Raw genomic sequence first — 23359 nt, forward strand, 5'->3', positions numbered from 1 at the left:
ATACTCCTATAAAATAGTTTGGTCCTAAAATGTAAGCTTACAGCCAATTAATATCATTTTTGTCAGTTGATGATATTACTTTTACTAAGCCTTTTTCGATGGCCTGCTTTGAACGATCCCAAATATCACCATGGAAGAATGCCGGTTGTGTATAGGTTAATGCGCTTAATTGCACCCAACTATTTTGCTTGTTTTTACGACTTAATTGCGTTGCACCTGACAAGGCTAAGGTCGCAATATTTAACAATTTATTGCTGTCTATTGCGGTAGGGTATTTGAATAAGAAAGGGTGGGAAACCATCCCTATCGAAATGTCTTTGTTAAAATTAATCTGGCAATCAAACTGCTCGAACCAGTCTAAAATATAGTTAGCAATGATCGCAGGGTCGTAATTTTTGTTTACTTTTCTAACCAATAATAACTGCGTATCATTTAATTGGAATAAACGTTCTGAATCATGGAGTTGTTGTAATAAATAGGCGCCTAATTCGGTTTCGATCTTATTGACGAGTGAAAGGCTATATTTCTGACGTAACGGTTGCAAAAAATCGAGGCTGATAATGGCACAGCTATGGACGCTGTTTTGCTTATCGGTATATTCCCAATCAGAGTAAAATCGTGCTTCTTGTAGTGGTGTCGGGATATATTGTTTCAGACTGTTGATATTATTTAGGCCAGTATTTGGATGAATGTTGTAGTTATTCTCGAGCTGTTCGACATCTCGCCGTTGTGATTTCATTTTTTGATTATTGACGTAGTACAAATAAAGAATAATCAGCATAATTGCAGCAAGTAAAAACACGTTAATCATCAAATTATGTTTTGCTTGTTTAAGTTTGGTGACTTGTGTTTGTAGCTGGTCTATTTTTTGCGATTTTATTTCATTATTTTCTTTGTGTTGATTCGAGACTGGCAATGCTTTTTTTGCGTTAAAGTTTGACAGCTTATTGTAACGCACGAACTGTTTATAGCTATCAAGTGCTTTGGCGTACTGGTCTGTTTCTTCATAGGCGGTGGCGAGATAAAGATAGACGGTTTCGAATTGTTTGCTATTGTTAAGTTTACGGGCTATCACTAACGCTTTATTTAAACGTGTTAATGCGGTGTCGTAATGTTGCTGCTGGATCGCTAAATTAGCCAGATGTACAAGCGATTCAAGTAATAAAGTGCTTTGGCCATTCGTGTAAAACAGTTTTTCAGCATTGGATAAATACTGCTCGGCCAAGCTAAAGTTACCCATGTGCAGGTAGGTCTTACCAACTTCGAAATAAACGGCATTTAATTTGTTCTTGTCATCAAAAATTTTTAGTAAATCTAAGGCGTTAAAATAATAAACTAACGATAAATTATATTCTTTGATTTTGCGGTGCATACTGGCAAGGGTTAATAAAGAATCAGACAATTGCAGTTTGTTACCGAGGTTTTGATAATATTGCGCAGATTGATTGGCAAAGTTGATTGCCAATTTAAAATTATCTTGAGCAATATACGCCTGACTCATTTTTTTAGTCAGTAGGCCATTAAGTGTATCGTTATTATCAAGCAATTTCTGTAGGGCTTTATTGTAAAAATTTATTGCCAAGGTTAATTTATTTTGTTGCTGGTAATTATAACCAATAGCATAAGCTGCCCAAGCTGCATTATTTGTTAATGGTGTTTTGGCCGCGAACGTTTGAGCTTCGCGAAACAGCGCCATTGATTCTTCGTAATTATTGAGGTTTAGCGCGATTTCACCAGCAATAATTTTGAGGGTAAAATAACCGTTTGCTGTCGGATTATAAGTATTGTCAGCAATACTGTTGAGTACTTGCTCAATGGTTTCTTGAGCAAGTTGAAAATTAGCCAAGCTCGTTGATTGCGCTAGAATATGGCTTTTTATTAATAAACTTTGTTGTCTTAAATGTAAGGGGACATTATGTATTTTGTTGACGAGCATTTTATCAAGGATGGCGACGGCTTGATCGATATTGTTGGCATAGAAATAACATAAGGCTTTTTGTTGTTTAATCAGTACGAGGTCAGAAGGGGTGATCGATTGTTCTCTGATTTGACTCACCCGTGCAATTGCGCTGAACACGTCTTTTTTTTGTATTTGCAGGTACTCATCAATAATTTGAATGCATTGATAAGGTTGGCTGTATTGTACTACTTGACTGCGTTTTAGCTCATTAGGCAATATCAGCTGGTTAAATAAGCTTGCGGCGGCTGTGGTGCTAAATAGAATAAATGCAAGAGCATAACAAAAACGTAAGATCATGTGTTTAATATCGACTAGAAAGGCAGCCATCACATTCTTATGATTACATGTCCTTATTAAATATTAGCGTTCCTTTGCTAATTGAGGCCTCGGTCTTAGTGAGGGCTATAATGATCAATAAGGAGATTTATATGCCCAATTGATCGTCACTTTTAAATACTAAACTATTTTGCTGCTTTTGTTAATGACTGGGTATTTAAAAAAATACCCAGTCATGTCATATTATTGGCGGATTAAGCGAATATTATCTATTTTAGCATCACAATTGGTTCTGAATGGATTGATATCCAAGCCACCTCTGCGGGTGTAGCGTGCACATACAGTTAATTGCTCTGGTTTACAGAAGTGCATGATATCGATGAAAATACGTTCTACACACTGCTCGTGAAACTCATTATGTTGACGGAATGAGATTAAATAGCGTAATAGTGCTTCTGGGTCGATCTTATTACCTTGATAGGCAATATAAACACTGCCCCAATCGGGTTGATTAGTCACGAGGCAATTGGATTTTAATAAATGGCTGTAAAGCACTTCATCAACGTTATCATTGTTGTCTGCGGCAGATGTTAACAACTCGGCATTAAACTCATAATCCTCGACATCGATATCAAGGTGATCAATACAGCTACCGGTGATCTTGGTAATTTGGCTTGGTGCCTTATCTAAGTCATCGAACATCAGCACTTCAACTAGGCCTTGTGCGCATGCTGCTAGGTCGCGTTGTAGTGTTTCCGTGACTTCATCTGTGGAACTAAAACGCGTTTGGTTGAAGCTATTTAAGTACAGTTTGAATGATTTTGATTCGATCAGGTTTACTGATGTAGCACAAACTCTTACTTCAGCAACAGCAACAATAGGTTTACCTTTGCTATTTAACCAAGACAGCTCATATAAATTCCATAGGTCACACCCGGTGAACGGCAGTTGGTCGGATAGTGCCAGATCATCACGATTCAATTGTCTTGGTACCGGTTGTAACAAGCTAGGTTGATATTGAGAGATATACTCCGTTTTTTTCCCTAAATTTAACTTATTTAGTGCCGTTGAATCTTGGTAACGGTTTGCTGGTGTCATGGTTAATTCTCATCGGTTGCAGATAATTCACTTATCAATAGCGAGATTGTAATAAATTTTACTGCAGAGTGATATGCTATAGCGGATTTAATCATTTTTATGGGGAATATAATGACTGTAGCTGTAATCGATGCGCTTATTGCTTTTTATGCACGCAGTGAACAACTTTGGCAAGCTCAAGACTACTTACCACAACAAGAGTTTGATCCCGAGTGGGATTCACCGTGTTTTATTGAAGCGTCGAATAGTGCACAGTTACGTGCTGATCATAAAGCTTGGTTGCCAGTGAAACGGGATGCGATTACGTCATTTAGTAATATTGAGTCCGCGCTAAATATAGAGTTGGACCCGCAGATCGCCGAATTTTTTGGTGTTTATTTTAGTGATCACATGCCCGCGAGTTTTAATGATGAGGTCATTGAATTGGTACAGGTGTGGAGTACAGATGATTTTGACCGCTTACAAGAAAATATGATTGCGCATTTGATGATGAAAAAAACATTAAAGCAGCCGCCAACACTGTTCATTGCTAGCTGCGTCGATGAGATGCAGATTATTGCACTAGACAATGTCAGTGGCGAAGTGGTGCGTGAAGTGCTGGGTAAAGGTATTGTAGAAGTATTAGCACCGGATTTGGCTAGTTTTATTAGTCAATTAACCCCCGTATTACTCGAGCAGTAAATAACGGTTCACTGAACGTGAAATAGCACGAGTATTAACTCGCGCTATTTTTTTAAGTCTATTGTTGCTGTTATTGCTAACATCTCATTGTGACTACATGCAGCTACTACCAAGGTAAGTTGGATAATAAGCGGCAAGGCTCGCATTTAAAATCAAAGATACCGTGTAATGGTGTTGTTAGTTTCCACTCGCCATTACAACTTGGGCAACAGCGTTGTTCGGCTTCATCTGCTTGTTTAGCCGCGTCAGCTAAATGATAAAGATAATAATAGGTGGGTGTATGGGTTTGTTGTTCAATATCTTTCGCCAATTGCCAACCAGTATTATTTAACGGGCTGTTGATATCCGTTAATACGTCGCTACATGCTTGTTGTAGCGTTGTACCGTGCATTTGTAATTCATCCGTTGAGCTCCAATCCACTTGCCAGCGTAACAGCGCTTGATGATCGTCGGTCTTCGGTGTTGGTAATTTGTACAATGGGATCGGCGCAAGATGTTCACCGCAACGCAAGGGTGAACAAGTGCTTAGGTAATGGGTGTACAGCACTTGCCATTCTGGCGGCTGACAAAGGTCGGTATTATCGGAATGTAAATCCATGCCTGTCAGGCGAATTTTAGGCGCGAGTAAACCGGCCTCACTCAAGGCCTGTAAGCGTTGTTCAACAATACTAGAATGATGCCTTGGATGTAGACTTTCTTCTTCAGGACAAACAACACGGGTAATAAAGACGCCGTCATCGATACTGGTTGGAAATTCACGACCTAATATTTGGCCGTTGTAACGTAAGGCATCAATAAGTTGGGTTATGGCGCCATCAACAGCTTCAATGGTGGTGTCTTGGTAGCATTCAAAAGTCAGTTCGGCAGTAAACAAGATATTCTCTCTGTCCAGTTATTGTGTTAACAATGCTTTTTTTAACGCGGTTATTTCAGCTTTTAATTCGTTCACTTCTTGGCGTAGTGGTGCAATTTCTTCGCGTACTGATGCGATAGCGGTCGCAATAAGCACTGCGGTTGGGTCTGCTACGTCTGCGATCGTGGTTGTAGGTGTAGGTGTATTTTTGGGTGGTACGATTGCATTCGGATCAAAACGCCATGTTTTCAGAGTCTCAATAATATCGCGCATATTTGCTGGTTGTACGAGTCGTGATTTAATTAGTGCCATGGAGGGCTTTTTGCCTTCGAGAGCCAGTTGATTTGCGGCATCGACAATATGTTGTAGGCTCATGGTATTTCTTCCTTAGTATCCTAGTTGTTGTAATTCTGGTTTTCATCGGTGACCACTATATGTCAGGCTATTAACGCAGCATGGCATCAAGGTGGTCAATGACTTCTGCCCAGTCGGCATCTTCGTAAATTGATTCTTTGAGAAACATCGCTTGAGAGTTGTTCCAAAACGGGGCTTCAAATAGTAATACACCCGCGTCGAGTGTATGCTGACGGATAAAGCGTTTCATGCTTAATTCATCATTATCTAACCCAAGTTGCGCAAATAACAATTCTAAGGTTTGCGTGGCTAACAGCATCATCTGGCTCCAGTGTTTTTTTTCAGTATAGCCAGAGATGAGCAACAAAGTTAGTTTATCATGGTTAATCTATAGCATAAGGCGGGACGATAAACTCTAAGACAGTTGGTCCGGCCATCACAAGGCAAGCTTGATAGGCATTTTCACCATTGCTACTAAACTCGAAGTTAAATTTATAACGAAATAAACTGCCTTTGTGCGGATACCAAGCGATACCCGTTTGGGCCGTTGATAACCATTGTAGTTGTTGCTGTTGGCAATATTGTTTGATTAGCGCATTGGCTAATTCTGCTTGTTTACGCAGGTGGGAAAAGATCACAACCCCAATAAAGCCAACGACGATGGCTAACAAACTGCCCATATTTTAATTACTCCGTGATAGCTGTTTGACTATTCATGTTTTGCTGCAGTGCGAGTTATGCTCAGCTGCGATTTTTAACTACGCTGCTGACGAAACAGCAGGCCAATTGCGCTGCCAAGGGTATTGGTGCGGTTTGGATTACGTAACATAGCTAACACCTTATTACGTAGACTTGGTATTGCCACTAAGTCGGAGAACAGATAAATAAACAGTTCTTGACCTTGCTGTTGTTGTACCGCCGCTTCAAAGAATGCCAATAGTCGAGCTTCGTCATCAAGGTCATGCCAGCAGCGACCAGCTAATGCGACAATCGTTTGGCTAATATTGTTATGTTTAAACAACGCAGGGTAAAGGTCTGTGCGAAGTCCCTGTGCCGGTGCGCTTGATAATGCACGGATTAACATTGATAGGCGTACATCATTTGGTGTCGCTAATGCGGCTTCTTGACTAATTAATGTTGCTATTGCTTCATTTATGGCGGTTGGCAGGGCTTCGTGCTCAAGTGCTAGGCAAAGTGAATATAATGGCTCTGTTGGTAATTTGGGTAATGCTGCGGCGATGTGCTGTGCATTATTATCACGATCTAAGCGCGCGGCGATATCGCAAATACCTTGTACACCTACTTCTTGCCAGTGTTCAAAGCCCAGTTTATTGGCAAAGTAGTTGTGCGCAGTTGGATAGTATTTACTTTCTGGGCGCATTAAATCACGGTTGATAACGGCATTTAACATCGCCACTTTATCTGTACTTGGTTTAAATACATACGGATTTGTTGCGAGTTGTTCTTGCTGTTCTTCACTTGGGGTCTTTTCTAACATCAGACCAAGCGATTCAACTACCATATTAAGGAAGATATTACGCGTCCCTTGGATTAGTAGGCCTTGCTCATCTAATGGGAACTTAAGAAACCAAAGATAGTGCTGGTTATTCTCATTTTTATTCCAGAAGGTGATCGCAAATTGAGCATGGCGTTGCAACGGTGCAGGGTAAGGTCGCTGAGCGGATTCAAACTGCATAAAGTCGTCGGTTGAAATTTTGTTGATCTTACGACCCATGTCATACACGCAAAACTGAGTCTTTGCTTGTAACAGAAATTCCGATAGCGTGTTGAGGGTATGCATAGTTGCCATGATCTAATGTGTCCAAGTTAAGAGTGGGGTCGAATGGAGCTTAAGTATCGGCGTATTATACGCAAACCCTATCAAGATGTGAATGGAGATTACGATGCGCTTTCGTATCTGACTGTTGCTGGCGTATAATGCGGCTACATTTGTTTGGTCGCGGTACAAATTTGGTTTCGCGAACCCTAAATAGAGACACTATGATGACGATCTATCTGCAGGCTCACCAGCTATTAGCGGCGATTGAAGTGGAATTGAAAAATGCCTCGTTGTGGAATGAGGTTTCGCCAAGTATCGAGGCACTTGCGAGTACCACGCCATTTTGTATTGATACTATGCCTTTTACAGATTGGTTGCAGTTTATCTTTTTAGCAAAGATGACACAGCGGGTGGCTATGCAAATGCCGTTACCTGTGAATATGGCGATACAGCCAATGGCGGAAGAAGCCTTCAAACCACTGACCGTGGATACGTGTGAATTATTGGCCCTGATCTTATCGTTTGATAAGTTGTTAAAAAACATTTAAATACAGCTAGTTAGGTAATAAATTACAATGTTAGATATTTTATATCAAGATGAATACTTGGTGGCAATTGATAAACCGGCAGGTTTGTTGGTGCATCGCAGTTGGTTAGACAGTCATGAAACGCAGTTTGCCATGCAGATGGTGCGTGATCAGATTGGTCAGTATGTTTATACTGTGCATCGTTTAGATAGACCCACATCTGGCGTGTTGTTATTTGCATTATCAAGTGAAGTCGCAAGACAGATGAGCGAGATATTTCAGGCGCATGCGTTAACCAAACGTTACCTTGCGGTGGTGCGTGGTTGGATCAATGAGGCGGGGACGTTAGATTACGCCCTAAAAGTAGAATTGGATAAGATTGCCGATAAACAAGCATCGCAAGATAAAGACGCGCAAGAAGCGGTAACGCATTATAAACCCTTGCACCAGGTTGAAATTCCGTATTCGGTAAGTAAAAATCACCCGACGAGTCGTTATTGTTTAATGGAACTTGAGCCACAAACAGGCCGTAAGCATCAATTGCGTCGTCACATGAAGCATTTATTCCACCCAATCGTGGGCGATACTACCCATGGTGATGGCCGTCATAATGTGTTTTATCGTGAGCACTTTGAATTGTCACGACTGTTACTGATTGCCAAGTCATTATCTTTTATCCATCCGGTAACCGCGCAACCAGTGCATATTGAAGCCGCTGTTGGTGACGAAGTATTAGGGTTATTCGAGCAATTTGGCTGGCCTGCACAAGAACGTGACTATCACCCTAAGACACCCGTAAAATAGCGCGTTGTTCGGCTGTTAACGTACCGATAAACTTAGGTTACACTTCGTTACGTAAGTTTATCGGTAAAGCTGGTATGATCATGGGTTGCATTTAATTTCATAAATCGGCACTAACACGCCAATCCCTATCGTTTTACTGTGTTATTGGCTAAATACCCGCTTTGCAGCGTATTTTCTAAACCAAAAAACGCCTATGCAATCACCTTGGTTATTTATGTACTGACTCCGGCATTAAAAAATGGCTCCAATTGTACCGTTTTGTACCATTGTGAGTGGCTATTCAAATCTAAACAGCCGAACCGCAAATTGTTATGAGTATTGTTTTTAGCAGGCTATAGTTAATCCAACAAAGGAAGCTAGCTATGCATCCTTAACCAATTTCAACTGTATCAGGTCGCTGTTGCAGTACTATTTAGTTTGTTCACTATTAGGAGTGAGAGATGAGTAACGCATTTGCAAATCTACAGAAAGTAGGTAAGTCATTAATGTTACCCGTATCGGTGTTACCGGTTGCAGGTATTTTATTAGGTGTTGGTGCAGCCAATTTTAGTTTCTTGCCAGAATTTGTTTCTCATCTAATGGAACAAGCTGGTGGTTCTGTCTTTGGTCAAATGGCACTGTTGTTTGCAGTTGGTGTCGCACTCGGTTTTACTAAAAATGACGGTGTTGCAGGTCTTTCTGCCATTGTTGGTTACGGTATCATGACGGCAACGCTAAGCACAGTGGCAGGTATCGAAATTAAAGATGTAATTGCGGCCGCAGGTGACATCTCTAGTGAAGAGATAAATGCCCTGACAGCAGCGATTAATAATAAATATAACACGGGTGTATTGGGGGGGATCTTTGTTGGTGGCCTCGCTGGTTGGGCATTTAACAAGTTCTACAAAATCCAATTGCCTGAATACCTAGGTTTCTTTGCTGGTAAACGTGCGGTGCCTATTATTACAGGTTTTGTTGCGATTGCCCTAGGTTTGATCCTATCGGTAATCTGGCCTCCAATCGGTTCTGTTATTGCTGCTTTTTCTGACTGGGCTGCGCAGCAGAATCCAACAGTGGCATTTGGTATCTACGGTGTTGTTGAACGTGCATTAATCCCATTTGGCTTGCACCATATTTGGAATGTACCGTTCTTCTACGAAGCGGGTACTTGTACTAACAACGCTGGTGAAGTTGTTCATGGTATTATGACATGCTTCCTGACTGCTGATGATGCAACACGTGCTGCAGGTAATGGTTTCGGTCAACTTGCTGGTGGTTACCTATTCAAAATGTTCGGTCTTCCTGCTGCTGCAATCGCAATTGCGCACTCAGCTAAGCCTGAAAACCGCGCGAAAGTAATGGGCATCATGGCATCTGCTGCGTTGACATCATTCTTAACCGGTATTACGGAACCAATTGAATTTGCATTCTTATTCATTGCTCCAGTACTGTATGCTATCCATGCATTGCTTGCTGGTCTAGCGTATGTATTAACAAACTCTTTGGGTATTGTACACGGACATACGTTCTCGAACGGTTTTATTGATTTTGTGGTGCAATCTCCGCGTGCAGAAAACATGTTACTGCTTGTTGGTTTAGGGATCGTTTATGCGGTTGTTTATTATATCGTATTCCGCACTATGATCCGCATGCTAGACTTGAAAACACCTGGTCGTGAAGATGATGAAGAAGTTGCTGTGGTTGCGGTATCTACAGACGAAATGGCGGCAGAATTGGTTGCTGCATTCGGTGGTAAAGACAACATCACGAACTTAGACGCCTGTATCACGCGTTTACGTATTAGTGTTAACTCGATTGACAAGGTAGACAACGAGAAGCTGAAAGCACTAGGTGCAAAAGCTGTTGTCGTTGTTGGTTCCGGTGTACAGGCTATCTTCGGCACTAAGTCTGATAACCTACGTACTGATATGGAAGAGTACATTAATACACTATAATCAGTAATACGCTATAATCAGTTCGCTGATTGATTTAAGCCACTGCAGTTGCAGTGGCTTTTTTGTGCCTAGGATAGAATAAAGTGAGCGGGCAGTAATCGAATTGAGGCGAATGATACGATTACCCATGCTATTCAACTCATTTTATGAGTTGAATAGAAAGTTATTGGATTTATGTTATGCATCCGCGCGATTTTCAGAGACAAAAAAGCCCAGCATTACTGGGCTAACTATTTATATAAAGCGGATAGTTATTTACACAAAATGAATTAAACTAGTTGTTTGAGTGTAGTTCTGCGTTTAGTTCAACCGCTGATTTATTGGTTAAACATTCAATCGTGCCTGAGATTGAATTGCGACGGAATAACAAGTCATCTTTACCGGCTAGGTCACGTGCTTTAACAATTTCTACTGCTTGATTACTAGCATCTAATATTTGTACTTTAGAACCTGCAGTAATGTATAGACCGGACTCGATAGTACAACGGTTACCCAGTGGAATACCTAAACCAGCGTTGGCACCCAGTAAGCAGTTTTCACCGATAGAGATAACTAATTGGCCACCGCCACTTAATGTACCCATGATAGATGCACCGCCACCGATGTCAGAACCGTTACCAACCATCACACCTGCAGAGATACGACCTTCAACCATGCTCACACCCTCTGTGCCCGCATTAAAGTTAACAAAGCCTTCATGCATGATCGTTGTGCCTTCACCTATGTGAGCCCCTAAACGTACACGTGCAGTGTGAGCAATACGGACACCTGTTGGTACCACGTAATCCGTCATTTTAGGGAACTTATCAACACAGCTTACCGTTAATACTTCACCAGCAAGACGTGCTGCAATTTGACGCTCTGCAAGTTCAGGTAAATCAATCGGACCTTGGTTAGTCCATGCGATGTTATGCAGTAGGCCAAAGATACCGTCAAGTACAGTGCCATGTGGTTTAACTAAACGATGTGAAATCAGTTGTAGCTTTAGATAACCTTCTGCAACAGATGCTGGTTTTTCGTCAGTTGCAAGTACAACAAGCACTAGCGGTTGTTTACTGTTTGCTGCTGCCGCTGCAAATTTAGCATTCGCAGTATCATCATTTGCGCTGAATGCCGTTGCAAGTTGCGCTGCTTGTGCAGGCGTAACTTCGATAACTTTATTCTGGCCTTGATAATTAACGACTTCGCTAATATCGGCAACCAGTTTATCACTTGGGTTTAGCAGCGGGTTTGGGAAAAAAGCTTCGATAATTTTACCAGTAGTGTTTTTAGTGGCACTACCGAAAGCGAGTGAAAAAGTGGCCATAACTGAGAAATCTCCATTTAAAATAAGGGCGTGATATTCATACATCACGCCAGATTTTTATATATTACTATTAGTTCTATCACATTTGTCTTTGTTGTTTCAAAGGAAATTGTCATTGTTATGTTCAGAACAATTAATTATCGGCCAGTTCGGTAATTAAGTTATGGCGTAATTGTACTTCTTGTTCAGGAGAAAGAGGTTGATTATTATTACCCGAAATAATGAAAAAATCTTCTGCTCGTTCACCAATGGTTGAGATTTTAGCGTTATGCAGCACAATATTCTCGGCACTAAATATGCCACTGATACGGGCCAGTAGTCCTGGGGTATCTAAGGTAATGATCTCAACAAAGGTACGTTTTTTCTTGGTGGCTAAAAATGTCACTTGGGTTTTTACTGAGAACGGTTTTATTTGCCGTGGAATACGCTGTTTTCTTAATACCGGCGCTTTACCCGTCTTTAACACCGCCTCTAATGCTGCTTGCAATGCGTAAATACGATCTGGGGCGAGGACATCACCGGTGTGATCCAAAATCACGAAACTATCGAGGACATAACCATTACGGCTTGAGGTGATTTTCGCATCATGAATGTTTAAGTTTTTATTATCTAAGGTAGAGACGGCCGAAGCGAACAAATGCTTATTGTCTTTGGCATAGATAAACACTTCATTACCACCGCGGGTACTATTTTGACTGATTAGCACTAAAGGCAGTGTCGGGTCCTCATGATTGAGGATACCTGTGGTATGCCAACAGATCTGACTCGGATCATTACGCAAAAAATACTCAGAACGGAATGTGCTCCACAATGCTTGGATCTGCTCGAGACTAAAGCGGCTGTTTTCTAAAAAGGCCAGCGCCGTATCTTTATTATTGCGGATCCTGAATTTAGCATCCAGCGGGTTTTCTAAGCCGCGGCGTAAAGCTTGCTGCGTTAAAAAATACAATTCACGCAGCAGTGAACCTTTCCAATTATTCCATAAGTTATCATTAGTGGCACAAATATCCGCAACTGTGAGGCAGTAGAGGTAATTTAAATGTTCTTGATCACCAATGGTACGGGCAAATTCGGTAATGATCTCGGGATCATGAATATCACGGCGTTGCGCGGTGACCGACATTAATAAATGGTATTTGACCAATCGGGAGACCATTTTTCGGTCAGCCTTGTTGATCCCGTGCTTCTTACAGAATGCACGGGCGTCTATGGCCCCGATTTCGGAGTGATTACCTTTTTGGCCTTTCCCGATATCATGGAAAATAGCCGCGATGAGTAATAATTCTGGCTTTTCTAAACGCGGGTATATCTCACAGCATAATGGGTGAGTTATTTTGGTTTCGTCGCGTTTAAAGGAATCAATGATTTTGACTAAACGATGGGTGTGTTCATCAACCGTATAGTTGTGGAATAAATCAAACTGCATCTGCCCGAGAATGCGACTCCACTGCGGTATATAAGCGGCGATGACACCGTACTTATGCATTAAGGTAAGTGCTAAACCACTCGCATTGGGGTGTTTAAGTAGCTGCATGAATTGTTCACGACATTCGGGAATATCTTCTAACCACATCGTTAACTTGCGTCTTGCATCGCGTAATTCACGTATCGTACTGGCATAAATACCCGTGATATGTTCGTTATCGGCAATGTGATAAAACAACTCAATAATCGCACTGGGACGACGGGTAAATAAATCGGTGCTGGTGGTATCAATTAAGCTGCCGCGCAGCTGAAAGTCCGCGGTGATATTACGTACATCCATTCCCACGTGTCCGAGGATTGCTTGGTTAAATAGCTGTAACAGCATTTCATTGAGTTCGGTAACGCGACGAATTGTTTGGTAGAACTGCTTCATCATGGTTTCAACAGCTTGATTGCCTTCACCGCTATAACCGAGTGCTTTTGCGACTGTTGTTTGTCTGTCGAAGAGCAGGCGGTTATCACAGCGTTTTAAACCAAGGTGCAGGGCAAAGCGAACTCGCCACAAGAAATTCTGGCAATTTTCCAGCTCGTGGTATTCACCTTTGGTTAAAAAACCATGATTGGTTAACTCTAAGAAACTGCTCGATCCGAAATGGCGACGGGTGATCCATAAAATAGTCTGTAAATCACGTAACCCACCTGGGCTGCTCTTCAGATCGGGTTCTAAATTATATGATGAGCCTTTGAACTGGTGATGGCGCGCAAGCTGCTCTTCATGTTTGGCTTGGAAGAAATCTTGGCTTGGCCAAAATGTCTCAGGATCAATGATATCTTGTAACTGTGCGTAAGTGTCTTCAGACCCCGTGATCAAGCGCGACTCTAAGAGGTTGGTCGCAATCGTGATATCCGCTAGCCCTTGTGCTAAGCATTCATCGATGGTGCGTACGCTATGTCCCACCTCTAAACCCAGATCCCATAACATGGTGATAAAGAGTGATATGGCTTGCTCTTGCACTGGTGTTAAGGCAGATGTAGTGGTGATCAGCAAGTCTATGTCTGATTTCGGATGCAATTCGCCACGACCATAACCACCCACCGCGACGAGTGCTAATGCCGGATGAGTCGAGAGGTCAAATTTTTGCCAAAGTCGATTGAGTAATTGATCCATGTATTCTGCGCGGCAAGAGACTAACGCAATAATATCATCACCATCAAAGAAGCGTTGTTCAAGCCAGGATTGAAATTCTTGCATGTGTGATTTACAATGGCTAAGTGTTAACTCTTCATCTGAGAGTAATGCGGGAACATATTGAGTTGGATCCATGCGACGCCTTCCTGGAGTTCGATAGAAAAATGCGAACCGCAGGGTGCAGTTCCCATATTAGCTAATATTCAAATTCGTTTTATATAATGACTTAGTTTTTTAACAACCGTGGAATAGTTTCTTCATCACGTAATGTCATAATTTCACAACCATCTTTAGTGACTACGATAGTATGTTCCCATTGGGCTGAATTTTTATTGTCTTTGGTTAATACAGTCCAGTGATCATCGGCAACATGGTTGTATTTTTTACCTGCATTGATCATAGGTTCAATCGTGAAGCACATACCTTCTTTAAGCACGAGATTCTGGTTGCTTTCGTTGAAGCGTGATTTGTAATGTAATACTTGAGGTTCTTCATGGAATTTTTCACCAATGCCGTGACCACAATATTCTTCTACGATGGAATACTTGCGTGTTGGGTTGGCTTTATTGTGAGACTTGATTTTTTTCTCAATGATCTCGCCAATACGGCTTAAACGTGTACCCGGTTTTACGTGACGTAAACCTTCGTATAACGCTTCTTGTGCGATGCGGCATAGTTGCTTATCACGTGGTGATACTTCTCCAATTAAAAACATCTTAGAGGTATCGCCATGTAGACCATCTTTGATTACGGTAATATCCAAGTTAATAATGTCACCATCGACTAATGGACGTTCACTTGGTACGCCATGGCAAACAACGCTGTTAATTGATGTGCAGATCGACTTTGGAAATGCCGTATCATCATTTTCATCGTAGCTTGGGTAAAATAACGGTGCTGATAATGCGTCGTTTGCTAAAGTGAATTCATGGCAACGATCATTTAACTCCTGAGTGGTCACCCCAGCAACTACAAACGGTTCTATCATTTCTAGTACTTGTGCAGCTAAATGGCCTGCAACGCGCATTTTTTCGATTTGATCTTCAGTTTTAATGATTACGCTCATTTTTCACTCTTCAATATATAGGTGTTTTGTTTTATAGCTATGATTGTAACGCTAATGCGAGTGATAAGCATAAATTTTCTTTAATACGAGGGTGCTTATTCACGTTATTACTATTTATAGGTATTTAAGGCAAAGATATAATTAATCTTATGATGAGAAATATGGCTATAATCCGCTAGAATGAAGAATGCGTGTTACGTTACATGTCGATTTTTGCGATAAAAATAGCACCGCAAAATTTGTGCTATTTATCTAAATATGATATAAAGCGCGCATTGGATTGAGTAAATGTCAGTAACTGGTTATGTGCTCAATCTCATACACATAATTTTATATAAATCACACACACATCGTCACATTTGTCGGGGTGCTTTTATTTTGTTTGTTAATCGCCTGCTTAGCTCGCTTTTAGTTAGAAATAAAGGTCGAAAAAATGGGATGTGTGGAGGCCTAACCCCATACAAATTTAAGGAATTTAAAATGTCTACAGTATCAATGCGCGATATGCTACAAGCCGGTGTTCATTTCGGTCACCAAACTCGTTACTGGAATCCTAAGATGAAGCAATACATCTTCGGTGCTCGTAGTAAAGTACATATCATCAACCTAGAGAAAACTGTTCCTCTATTCAACGACGCACTTGGTTTTATCAAGAACATTGCTGATAAAAAAGGTAAAGTTCTTTTCGTTGGTACTAAAAAAGCGGCGGGTGAAACAATCAAAGAAGCTGCACTTTCATGTGACCAGTTCTACGTTGATCACCGTTGGTTAGGCGGAATGTTGACTAACTGGAAAACAGTTCGTCAATCAATCAAACGTCTTACTATTCTAGAAGCACAAGCACAAGACGGTACATTCGAGCAGCTTACTAAGAAAGAAGCTCTAATGAACACACGTGAAATGATCAAACTAGAGAAAAGCCTTGGTGGTATTAAAACTATGGGCGGTTTACCTGATGTTCTTTTCGTAATCGATGCTGACCATGAGCACATCGCTATTAAAGAAGCTAACAATCTAGGTATCCCAGTAGTAGCTATCGTTGATACTAACTCAAACCCAGACAACATTGATTTCGTTGTACCTGGTAACGATGATGCGATCCGTGCTATCAAACTTTACGCTGGTGCAGTAGCTGCATGTGTAAATGAAGGCCGTAATCAAGACATCGCGGCACAAGCTGAAAACGACTTTATCGAAGAAGCTAAATAATACAGCTTTTCGATTTAATCGATGCTCTTATTTAACTAAGTGCACTATTTAGTTAGCAGGAGCCATATGGCTCCTGTTTTTTTTCGTATAAGAAATTGAGGAAATTACCCATGGCAATTACTGCTGCAATGGTTAAAGAACTGCGCGAACGTACAGCTGCAGGCATGATGGATTGTAAAAAAGCGTTAGTTGAAGCTGAAGGCGATATGGAACTAGCAATCGATAACATGCGTAAATCAGGCGCTGTAAAAGCGGCTAAAAAAGCAGGTCGTATTGCTGCTGAAGGCGTTGTAAAAACTAAAATTGCTAACGGCGTTGCGGTTCTAGTTGAAATCAACTCAGAAACAGATTTCGTCGCAAAAGATGCAAGTTTCCTAGCATTTGTTAACCAAGTTGTTGACGTTGCTCACGCAGGTGAACTTAACTCTGCTGAAGCACTATTAGCTGCTAAATTTGACGCTGAATTAACAGTTGAAGAAGCGCGTGCTAACCTAATTTCTAAAATTGGCGAGAACATCAATGTTCGTCGTTCAGTTATAGTTAAAGGTGATAATATGGCGTCTTACGTACACGGCGGCACTATCGGTGTTGTTACTGTACTTAAAGGCGGTGATGAAGCATTAGCGAAGAAAATTGCTATGCATGTAGCAGCAGCTAAGCCTGAGTTTGTTACACCTGATGATGTTCCTGCAGCTGTAGTTGAAAAAGAACGCGCTATTCAAGTGGAAATCGCTATTAACAGTGGTAAACCTCAAGAAATAGCTGAAAAAATGGTTGTTGGCCGTATGAAGAAATTCACTGGTGAAGTTAGCCTTACAGGTCAAGCTTTCGTCATGGAACCGTCAAAAACTGTTGGTCAACTTCTTAAAGAAGAAGGCGCAGAAGTTGTCACCTTTATCCGCATCGAAGTGGGTGAAGGCATCGATAAATCGGAAGATGATTTCGCCGCTGAAGTTGCCGCTACAGTAGCAGCAGCGAAAAAAGCATAATTTAATTATTGCTGAAGATTTAATACAGACCGTGGCTCAGACTGCGGTTTTTCCACAATTAGGATAAAGAGATCATTATGACTGCGAACCCGAAACCGGCATATCGTCGTATTTTATTAAAGCTTAGCGGTGAAGCGCTGATGGGAAACGAGAGTTTTGGTATTGACCCTAAAGTGCTGGATCGTATGGCACAAGAGATTAAAGAAATTGTTGAGTTAGGTGTTCAAGTTGGTTTGGTTATTGGTGGCGGTAACATATTCCGTGGTGCAGGTCTAGCTGAAGCGGGGATGAACCGTGTAGTGGGCGATCACATGGGCATGTTAGCGACTGTGATGAATGGCTTAGCAATGCGTGATGCACTGCATCGTGCTTATGTGAATGCTCGTTTAATGTCTGCAATTGAATTACGTGGCGTATGTGACAGCTATAACTGGGCTGAAGCAATCAGCTTATTAAAGACTGGCCGAGTCGTAATCTTTGCTGCGGGTACGGGTAACCCATTCTGTACAACGGATTCTGCTGCATGTTTACGTGGTATCGAAATTGAAGCTGACATTGTATTGAAAGCAACAAAAGTTGACGGTGTATATTCTGAAGATCCAGAGAAAAACCCAGATGCTGAATTTTACGCTACTCTTGATTATCGTGAAGTTTTAGAAAAAGAACTTAAAATCATGGATTTATCTGCATTTACTATGGCGCGAGACCATAATTTACCGATGCGTGTATTTAACATGAATAAGCCAGGTGCTTTACGTCGTGTGATTATGGGTGAAGCTGAAGGCACATTGATTTCAAATCAAGCAAAGAAATAAAACTGGATCTCAAATTCAGTAAATAAATACACTAGTTTAAAGTTTAAGGGGGTTATAACAAGACCTCTAAATTGAATTGATTTACACTAAATAAGTAAATTCTCATCGATAAAGCAATGCTGAGCATTGCTCGACAAATTTAAGGAAGACGTTGTGATCAACGAAATTAAAGATGACGCTCAGACCCGTATGAGCAAAAGTATCGACGCATTGAAAAGTCAACTATCTAAAGTTCGAACTGGCCGTGCACACCCAAGTATCTTAAACGGTATTACCGTTTCTTACTACGGTACTAATACACCACTTAACCAAGTTGGTAACATTGGTACTGAAGATTCACGTACATTAAGCATTACTGTATTTGATGCAACAATGGTTAAAGCCGTAGAAAAAGCAATCATGATGTCTGATTTGGGTCTTAACCCACAGTCTGCTGGTACTAATATTCGTATTCCATTACCTGCACTTACTGAAGAACGTCGTAAGAGCTTAATTAAAGTTGTACGTGCCGATGCTGAACAAGGTCGTGTTGCTATCCGTAACATCCGTCGTGATGCCAACGGTGATATCAAAGCACTACTAAAAGACAAAGAAATCGGTGAAGATGATGATCGCCGTGCACAAGATGAGATCCAAAAAATGACTGATACCTGTATCAAGCAAATTGATACTATATTATCAGACAAAGAAAAAGACTTAATGGAAGTGTAATTTACTTTACGCTTTTTAAGACGCCGTGTTTCGATACGGCGTTTTAATTTTTAATGGACAATGATCGTAATGGTAAACTTAATTGAACTCGAAACCTTAGTTAATGACTCTAAACCTAAGCACGTTGCTATCATCATGGATGGCAATGGTCGTTGGGCGCAGCAGCGTGGCAAAATGCGTGTTAAGGGCCACCATGAAGGTGTTAAGTCTGTTCGTCAAGTGGTGAGTAGTGCATTAGCTATCGGGATTGAGTCGTTAACATTATTTGCGTTTAGTAGCGAAAACTGGCGTCGACCGGAAGCGGAAGTTAGTATGTTAATGAAATTATTTATGACAGTGTTAACGCGAGAAGTTAAAAAACTGCATAAGAATAAAATCCGCCTAAAAATCATTGGTGATGTCTCTGCATTTAGTTCTGCCATTCAAACCAAAATTGCTGAAGCCGAAGCATTAACGTGTAATAACACCACACTGACGCTCAATATCGCGGTCAACTATGGCGGGCAATCGGATATAGTTCATGCCGCTAAACAGATTGCTATCGCGGTTAAAACCGGTGAAATAAGCTTAGATCAAATTGATGATAAAATGCTGGGGCAACATATTGCTATGGCAGGACAGCCAGCTGTAGATTTGATGATCCGTACTGGTGGCGATCACCGAATTAGTAACTTTTTGCTGTGGCAGTTAGCTTATGCAGAATTATATTTCACTGACACTCTATGGCCAGATTTCGACAATATTGCCTTTGAAGATGCTATTTTTAATTTTGTAAATCGAGAACGTCGTTTTGGCGGCACTGGCGAACAGGTCAGAGCTATTTTAATAAAGCAGCAATAAATACATATAAATAAACGCTTAGATAAAATTCTGGGGGTTTTTTAATAGGAGCACAACTTTTGCTTAAGCAACGAATTACCACCGCATTAATTTTAGCGCCCTTAGCGCTTGCCGCTATCTTTCTGTTACCCCTGCAGTGGTTCGCGCTTGCAATCGCGGGTGTGTTTATCTTAGCCACCAAAGAGTGGGCGGTATTGGTCGATAAGAATAACAGTAAATTACCCATTGCGCTCATCGTTGGCAACTCACTTATTCTGGGCGCAACATTATTAGCTATCCCACCCGATGTGCGTAATATCTGGCACGTCAGTAACGGCGAGATAGTATTGGTACCGTTAGTCAGTGGTATTTTAGTCGTTGGCGCCGTGTGGTGGTTAATTTGCGCGGTATTAGTGGCTACCTATCCAAACAGTGCCAAAGCATGGACTAAAAATACCTTGTTGAAAGTTGTCCTTGGTCTGGTGACCTTAGTGCCGTTTTTCTGGGCGATGCTAGCACTACGTTCTTATGATTATGCCCACGACCAGCTGTCGGGTGCCTGGTTAGTAATGCTAGTGATGCTCTTAGTATGGGGCGCTGATTCGGGGGCTTACTTTATCGGTAAAAAATTCGGCAAGAACAAACTGGCGCCAAAAGTGAGCCCAGGTAAAACTCGCGAAGGCTTTTTTGGTGGTATTGTGGTATCAATGATTATTGCGCTAATTGCTGCCGTTGTGATGGCCATTTTACCATCAGGGGAACTTGATAGCAGTAAGCTTGTCATAATCCTGTTTACGTGTTTTGTTACGTCAATTTCATCCACATTAGGTGATCTTAACGAAAGTATGTTCAAACGTGAAGCGGGTGTAAAAGACAGTGGTACCTTGTTACCTGGTCACGGTGGTATTCTTGACCGCATTGATAGCTTGACGGCTGCATTACCGGTATTTGCTGTTATTTATTTAGTTTGTTTTTAAAGGAGCGTCATTGTGATTGGATTAACGATACTGGGTGCAACTGGATCAATTGGTAAAAATACCCTTGCAGTTATTCGTCAAAATCCTGAACGCTTTCGGATCCAGGCTTTAACCGCGAATAGCAATGTTACTGAGATGCTGACGCAATGTTTAGAATTTAAACCTTGCTATGCAGTGATGCTCAATGACGTTGCGGCAGCTGCGTTAGCGCAACAACTAAAATCACTTAACTGTGCGACGGAAGTGCTGTCTGGCATGGACGCGTTATGTCAGGTGGCCGCTCTTGATAACACTGACATGGTAATGGCTGCTATTGTTGGTGCCGCAGGGCTTATGCCTACCTTAGCCGCCGTTCGTGCTGGGAAACGTATTCTGCTTGCCAATAAAGAAGCGCTAGTGATGTCTGGCGCGTTATTTATGGCAGAAGTAAAAGCCAGTGGTGCTGAACTATTACCGGTCGATAGCGAACACAATGCTATTTTCCAAGCGATGCCGCTGGCGGTACAAACTAACCTGGGTTTTTGTGACCTAGTTGCAGAGGGCGTCAGTAAGATCTTATTAACCGGCTCTGGTGGTCCATTCCGTTATAGCGAAATTGCTGATTTAGCGGCTGTTACACCTGCGCAAGCTTGTGCCCATCCTAACTGGTCAATGGGTCAGAAGATCTCTGTTGACTCCGCCACCATGATGAATAAAGGCTTAGAATATATTGAAGCTAAGTGGTTATTTAATGCTGACGAAGCGCAGATCCAAGTTGTCATTCATCCCCAGTCTGTTATTCACTCTATGGTGCAATATACAGATGGTTCGGTAGTCGCACAAATGGGTGAACCAAATATGTGCACCCCAATTGCCCATGCTATGGCTTATCCTCAGCGTATTCCTGCTGGTGTTAAACCGCTCGATTTTTTTGAAATGGGTGAATTGACCTTCTTGAAACCTGATTATGCGCGTTACCCTTGTTTGAAATTAGCCATTGATGCTTGTCATCAAGGTCAAGCGGCCACAACGACGTTAAATGCCGCAAATGAAATGGCGGTAGACGCTTTCTTAACTGGGCAGATCGGTTTCACCGATATTGCCCGTGTAAATGGTACCGTCTTAGATGGAATGACGGTTTCTGAACCTGATAATATTGATGCATTGGTTGATATCGATGCAATGGCGCGAATCGACGCACAACAAACAATAAACAGAGTAGAAACATGATATCGTCTTTATGGAATTTAGGTGCATTTATTGTTGCACTGGGCATTTTAGTTGCTATACACGAATTTGGTCACTTTTGGGTAGCGCGTCGCTGTGGCGTTAAAGTATTACGCTTCTCGATTGGGTTTGGTAAAACGATATGGATGCGCACGGGTAAAGATGGCACCGAATATGTGATCGCAATGATCCCGCTCGGTGGTTTTGTTAAGATGCTCGATTCGCGCGTTGATGACGTACCGGAAGCATTAAAATCACAATCATTTAATGGTAAGCCTGTGCTTGCGAGGATCGCCATTGTTGCCGCAGGGCCTTTAGCAAACTTCGCGTTAGCGATTGTGGCGTTTTGGTTTATGTTCATGATCGGTGTGCCGAGTGTAAAACCGGTGATTGGTGAGGTTGCCCCACATTCTGTTATGGCAGAGGCGGGTGTGACCAACAAAGCGATTATCATCGCGATTGATGGACAAGCAGTTCAAGATTGGAATGATGTTAGCCTTAAATTAATCGAACACATGGGCGAGCCTTCGATGGCGATGCAGTTATATCTTGAGGACACGAACTATACCGTGTCTCGGCAAGTTGATTTACGGGATTGGCAATTTGACCTTGAACGTGAGTCACCGATTAGTAGTATGGGGTTAACGCCTTATCGACCAGCGGTGAGTCAAGAGCTAGCTGAAGTCATTAAAGGCAGTGCGGGCGAAAAGGCGGGTCTGTTGGCCGGTGACAAAATCATTGCAGTTGATCAGCAAGCAATTGATGATTGGTCGGTGTTAGTTGCTATAATCCAGCAAAGTCCTGATCAAGTATTAGCTATCACCATCCTTCGCAACGGTCAACAGTTAGCATTAAATGTGACACCAACAGGCAAGCCTGGCCCTGATGGTGTGTTAAAAGGTTATTTAGGTGTTGCGCCTGTTGTTGCCAGTTACCCTGAAGATTATCTTGTTGATATTCAATATGGTATTCTAGATTCTGTACAACAGTCTGTGGCGCGAACTTGGCAGCTTACTGCGCTGACATTTAAGATGATGGGTCGTTTAGTGACAGGCGAAATTTCGCTAAATAATTTAAGTGGGCCTATTTCTATTGCCAAAAGCGCTGGCGCCAGTGCTGATTATGGTTTGGTTTATTTCTTAGGTTTCCTTGCCTTGATTAGTGTTAATTTAGGCTTAATGAATTTAATGCCACTGCCTGTACTGGATGGTGGCCATCTAGTGTATTACACATTTGAATTGATCACCGGTCGACCTGTATCTGAAAAGATCCAAGAAGTCGGTTTTAAAATTGGTTCAGTCATTATTATGCTATTAACGGGACTTGCCTTATTTAATGACTTTGCTCGTTTATAAGTCATTGAATTGCGTTTAGGGATTA

General features: G+C 41.7%; 22 protein-coding genes. 12 read left to right on the plus strand and 10 right to left on the minus strand.

What is annotated here, in order from left to right; genetic code table 11:
* Window positions 1–37: 37 nt before the first annotated feature.
* Together MORIYA_RS17020 and queF are read right to left on the minus strand one after the other, a co-directional pair.
* Window positions 38–2287, minus strand: coding sequence for a tetratricopeptide repeat protein (locus tag MORIYA_RS17020; RefSeq protein ID WP_112717066.1), 2250 nt, complete (start codon window positions 2285–2287; stop codon window positions 38–40).
* 192 nt (window positions 2288–2479) lie between these two features.
* Window positions 2480–3334, minus strand: coding sequence for an NADPH-dependent 7-cyano-7-deazaguanine reductase QueF (queF, locus tag MORIYA_RS17025; protein WP_112717068.1), 855 nt, complete (start codon window positions 3332–3334; stop codon window positions 2480–2482).
* A gap of 111 nt (window positions 3335–3445) precedes the next feature.
* Between queF and syd the strand changes: the two genes are divergently transcribed.
* A complete protein-coding gene (gene syd, locus MORIYA_RS17030; RefSeq protein ID WP_112717070.1) occupies window positions 3446–4015 on the plus strand; it encodes a SecY-interacting protein in 570 nt (189 codons plus the stop codon).
* 106 nt (window positions 4016–4121) lie between these two features.
* Here the strand turns inward: syd and MORIYA_RS17035 are convergent, their stop codons facing one another.
* From MORIYA_RS17035 to MORIYA_RS17055, 5 genes are all read right to left on the minus strand, one after another.
* Window positions 4122–4889, minus strand: a complete 768-nt coding sequence (locus MORIYA_RS17035; protein ID WP_112717072.1) for a Zn-ribbon-containing protein — start codon at window positions 4887–4889, stop codon at window positions 4122–4124.
* Between the two features lie 18 nt (window positions 4890–4907).
* Window positions 4908–5243, minus strand: a complete 336-nt coding sequence (locus MORIYA_RS17040; RefSeq protein ID WP_112717074.1) for a DNA-binding protein — start codon at window positions 5241–5243, stop codon at window positions 4908–4910.
* A 70-nt stretch (window positions 5244–5313) separates the two neighbouring features.
* Window positions 5314–5544: a DUF2789 domain-containing protein gene (locus MORIYA_RS17045; protein WP_112717076.1), complete on the minus strand. Its 231-nt coding sequence runs from the start codon at window positions 5542–5544 to the stop codon at window positions 5314–5316.
* Between the two features lie 61 nt (window positions 5545–5605).
* Entirely contained in the window at window positions 5606–5902 is a 297-nt protein-coding gene (locus MORIYA_RS17050; protein WP_112717078.1) for a DUF3301 domain-containing protein, read from the minus strand.
* 74 nt (window positions 5903–5976) lie between these two features.
* A complete protein-coding gene (locus MORIYA_RS17055) occupies window positions 5977–7032 on the minus strand; it encodes a DUF3549 family protein (RefSeq protein ID WP_112717080.1) in 1056 nt (351 codons plus the stop codon).
* Window positions 7033–7223: 191 nt separating this feature from the next.
* On the opposite strand from MORIYA_RS17055, the gene MORIYA_RS17060 reads away from it, so the two are divergent.
* The 3 genes from MORIYA_RS17060 (at window position 7224) to ptsG (ending at window position 10267) form a co-directional block, all read left to right on the plus strand.
* On the plus strand, window positions 7224–7550 hold the full coding sequence (locus MORIYA_RS17060) for a YqcC family protein (protein ID WP_232011658.1): 327 nt from the start codon (window positions 7224–7226) through the stop codon (window positions 7548–7550).
* 27 nt (window positions 7551–7577) lie between these two features.
* The gene (gene truC, locus MORIYA_RS17065) at window positions 7578–8333 is read left to right on the plus strand and encodes a tRNA pseudouridine(65) synthase TruC (RefSeq protein WP_112717084.1); all 756 of its coding nucleotides are present in this window, start codon (window positions 7578–7580) and stop codon (window positions 8331–8333) included.
* Window positions 8334–8773: 440 nt separating this feature from the next.
* On the plus strand, window positions 8774–10267 hold the full coding sequence (gene ptsG / locus MORIYA_RS17070) for a PTS glucose transporter subunit IIBC (protein WP_112717086.1): 1494 nt from the start codon (window positions 8774–8776) through the stop codon (window positions 10265–10267).
* 274 nt (window positions 10268–10541) lie between these two features.
* On the opposite strand, the gene dapD is transcribed toward ptsG, so the two are convergent.
* The 3 genes from dapD to map all read right to left on the minus strand — a co-directional run bounded on the left by dapD (window position 10542) and on the right by map (window position 15253).
* Window positions 10542–11573 carry a 2,3,4,5-tetrahydropyridine-2,6-dicarboxylate N-succinyltransferase gene (gene dapD / locus MORIYA_RS17075; RefSeq protein ID WP_112717088.1) on the minus strand — a complete coding sequence of 344 codons (1032 nt, stop codon included), beginning with the start codon at window positions 11571–11573 and terminating at the stop codon, window positions 10542–10544.
* A gap of 133 nt (window positions 11574–11706) precedes the next feature.
* Entirely contained in the window at window positions 11707–14322 is a 2616-nt protein-coding gene (glnD, locus tag MORIYA_RS17080) for a bifunctional uridylyltransferase/uridylyl-removing protein GlnD (protein ID WP_112717090.1), read from the minus strand.
* Between the two features lie 91 nt (window positions 14323–14413).
* The gene (gene map / locus MORIYA_RS17085; RefSeq protein ID WP_112717092.1) at window positions 14414–15253 is read right to left on the minus strand and encodes a type I methionyl aminopeptidase; all 840 of its coding nucleotides are present in this window, start codon (window positions 15251–15253) and stop codon (window positions 14414–14416) included.
* A 480-nt stretch (window positions 15254–15733) separates the two neighbouring features.
* Between map and rpsB the strand changes: the two genes are divergently transcribed.
* The 8 genes from rpsB to rseP all read left to right on the plus strand — a co-directional run bounded on the left by rpsB (window position 15734) and on the right by rseP (window position 23334).
* Entirely contained in the window at window positions 15734–16462 is a 729-nt protein-coding gene (gene rpsB / locus MORIYA_RS17090; RefSeq protein ID WP_112717094.1) for a 30S ribosomal protein S2, read from the plus strand.
* Between the two features lie 110 nt (window positions 16463–16572).
* Complete coding sequence (gene tsf / locus MORIYA_RS17095; RefSeq protein WP_112717096.1) at window positions 16573–17451, plus strand: translation elongation factor Ts; 879 nt, start codon at window positions 16573–16575, stop codon at window positions 17449–17451.
* A gap of 77 nt (window positions 17452–17528) precedes the next feature.
* The gene (gene pyrH / locus MORIYA_RS17100) at window positions 17529–18266 is read left to right on the plus strand and encodes a UMP kinase (protein ID WP_112717098.1); all 738 of its coding nucleotides are present in this window, start codon (window positions 17529–17531) and stop codon (window positions 18264–18266) included.
* A 153-nt stretch (window positions 18267–18419) separates the two neighbouring features.
* Window positions 18420–18977, plus strand: coding sequence for a ribosome recycling factor (gene frr, locus MORIYA_RS17105; RefSeq protein WP_112717100.1), 558 nt, complete (start codon window positions 18420–18422; stop codon window positions 18975–18977).
* A gap of 69 nt (window positions 18978–19046) precedes the next feature.
* Window positions 19047–19817 carry a polyprenyl diphosphate synthase gene (uppS, locus tag MORIYA_RS17110; RefSeq protein ID WP_112717102.1) on the plus strand — a complete coding sequence of 257 codons (771 nt, stop codon included), beginning with the start codon at window positions 19047–19049 and terminating at the stop codon, window positions 19815–19817.
* 59 nt (window positions 19818–19876) lie between these two features.
* Window positions 19877–20773: a CDP-archaeol synthase gene (locus tag MORIYA_RS17115; RefSeq protein WP_112717104.1), complete on the plus strand. Its 897-nt coding sequence runs from the start codon at window positions 19877–19879 to the stop codon at window positions 20771–20773.
* Between the two features lie 12 nt (window positions 20774–20785).
* Window positions 20786–21982, plus strand: coding sequence for a 1-deoxy-D-xylulose-5-phosphate reductoisomerase (gene ispC, locus MORIYA_RS17120; protein WP_112717106.1), 1197 nt, complete (start codon window positions 20786–20788; stop codon window positions 21980–21982).
* Complete coding sequence (gene rseP / locus MORIYA_RS17125) at window positions 21979–23334, plus strand: sigma E protease regulator RseP (protein WP_112717108.1); 1356 nt, start codon at window positions 21979–21981, stop codon at window positions 23332–23334. The genes ispC and rseP overlap by 4 nt, the downstream gene beginning before the upstream one ends.
* Window positions 23335–23359 lie beyond the last annotated feature (25 nt).

Origin of the sequence: Moritella yayanosii (genome assembly GCF_900465055.1) — a bacterium.
GTDB lineage: Bacteria > Pseudomonadota > Gammaproteobacteria > Enterobacterales > Moritellaceae > Moritella > Moritella yayanosii.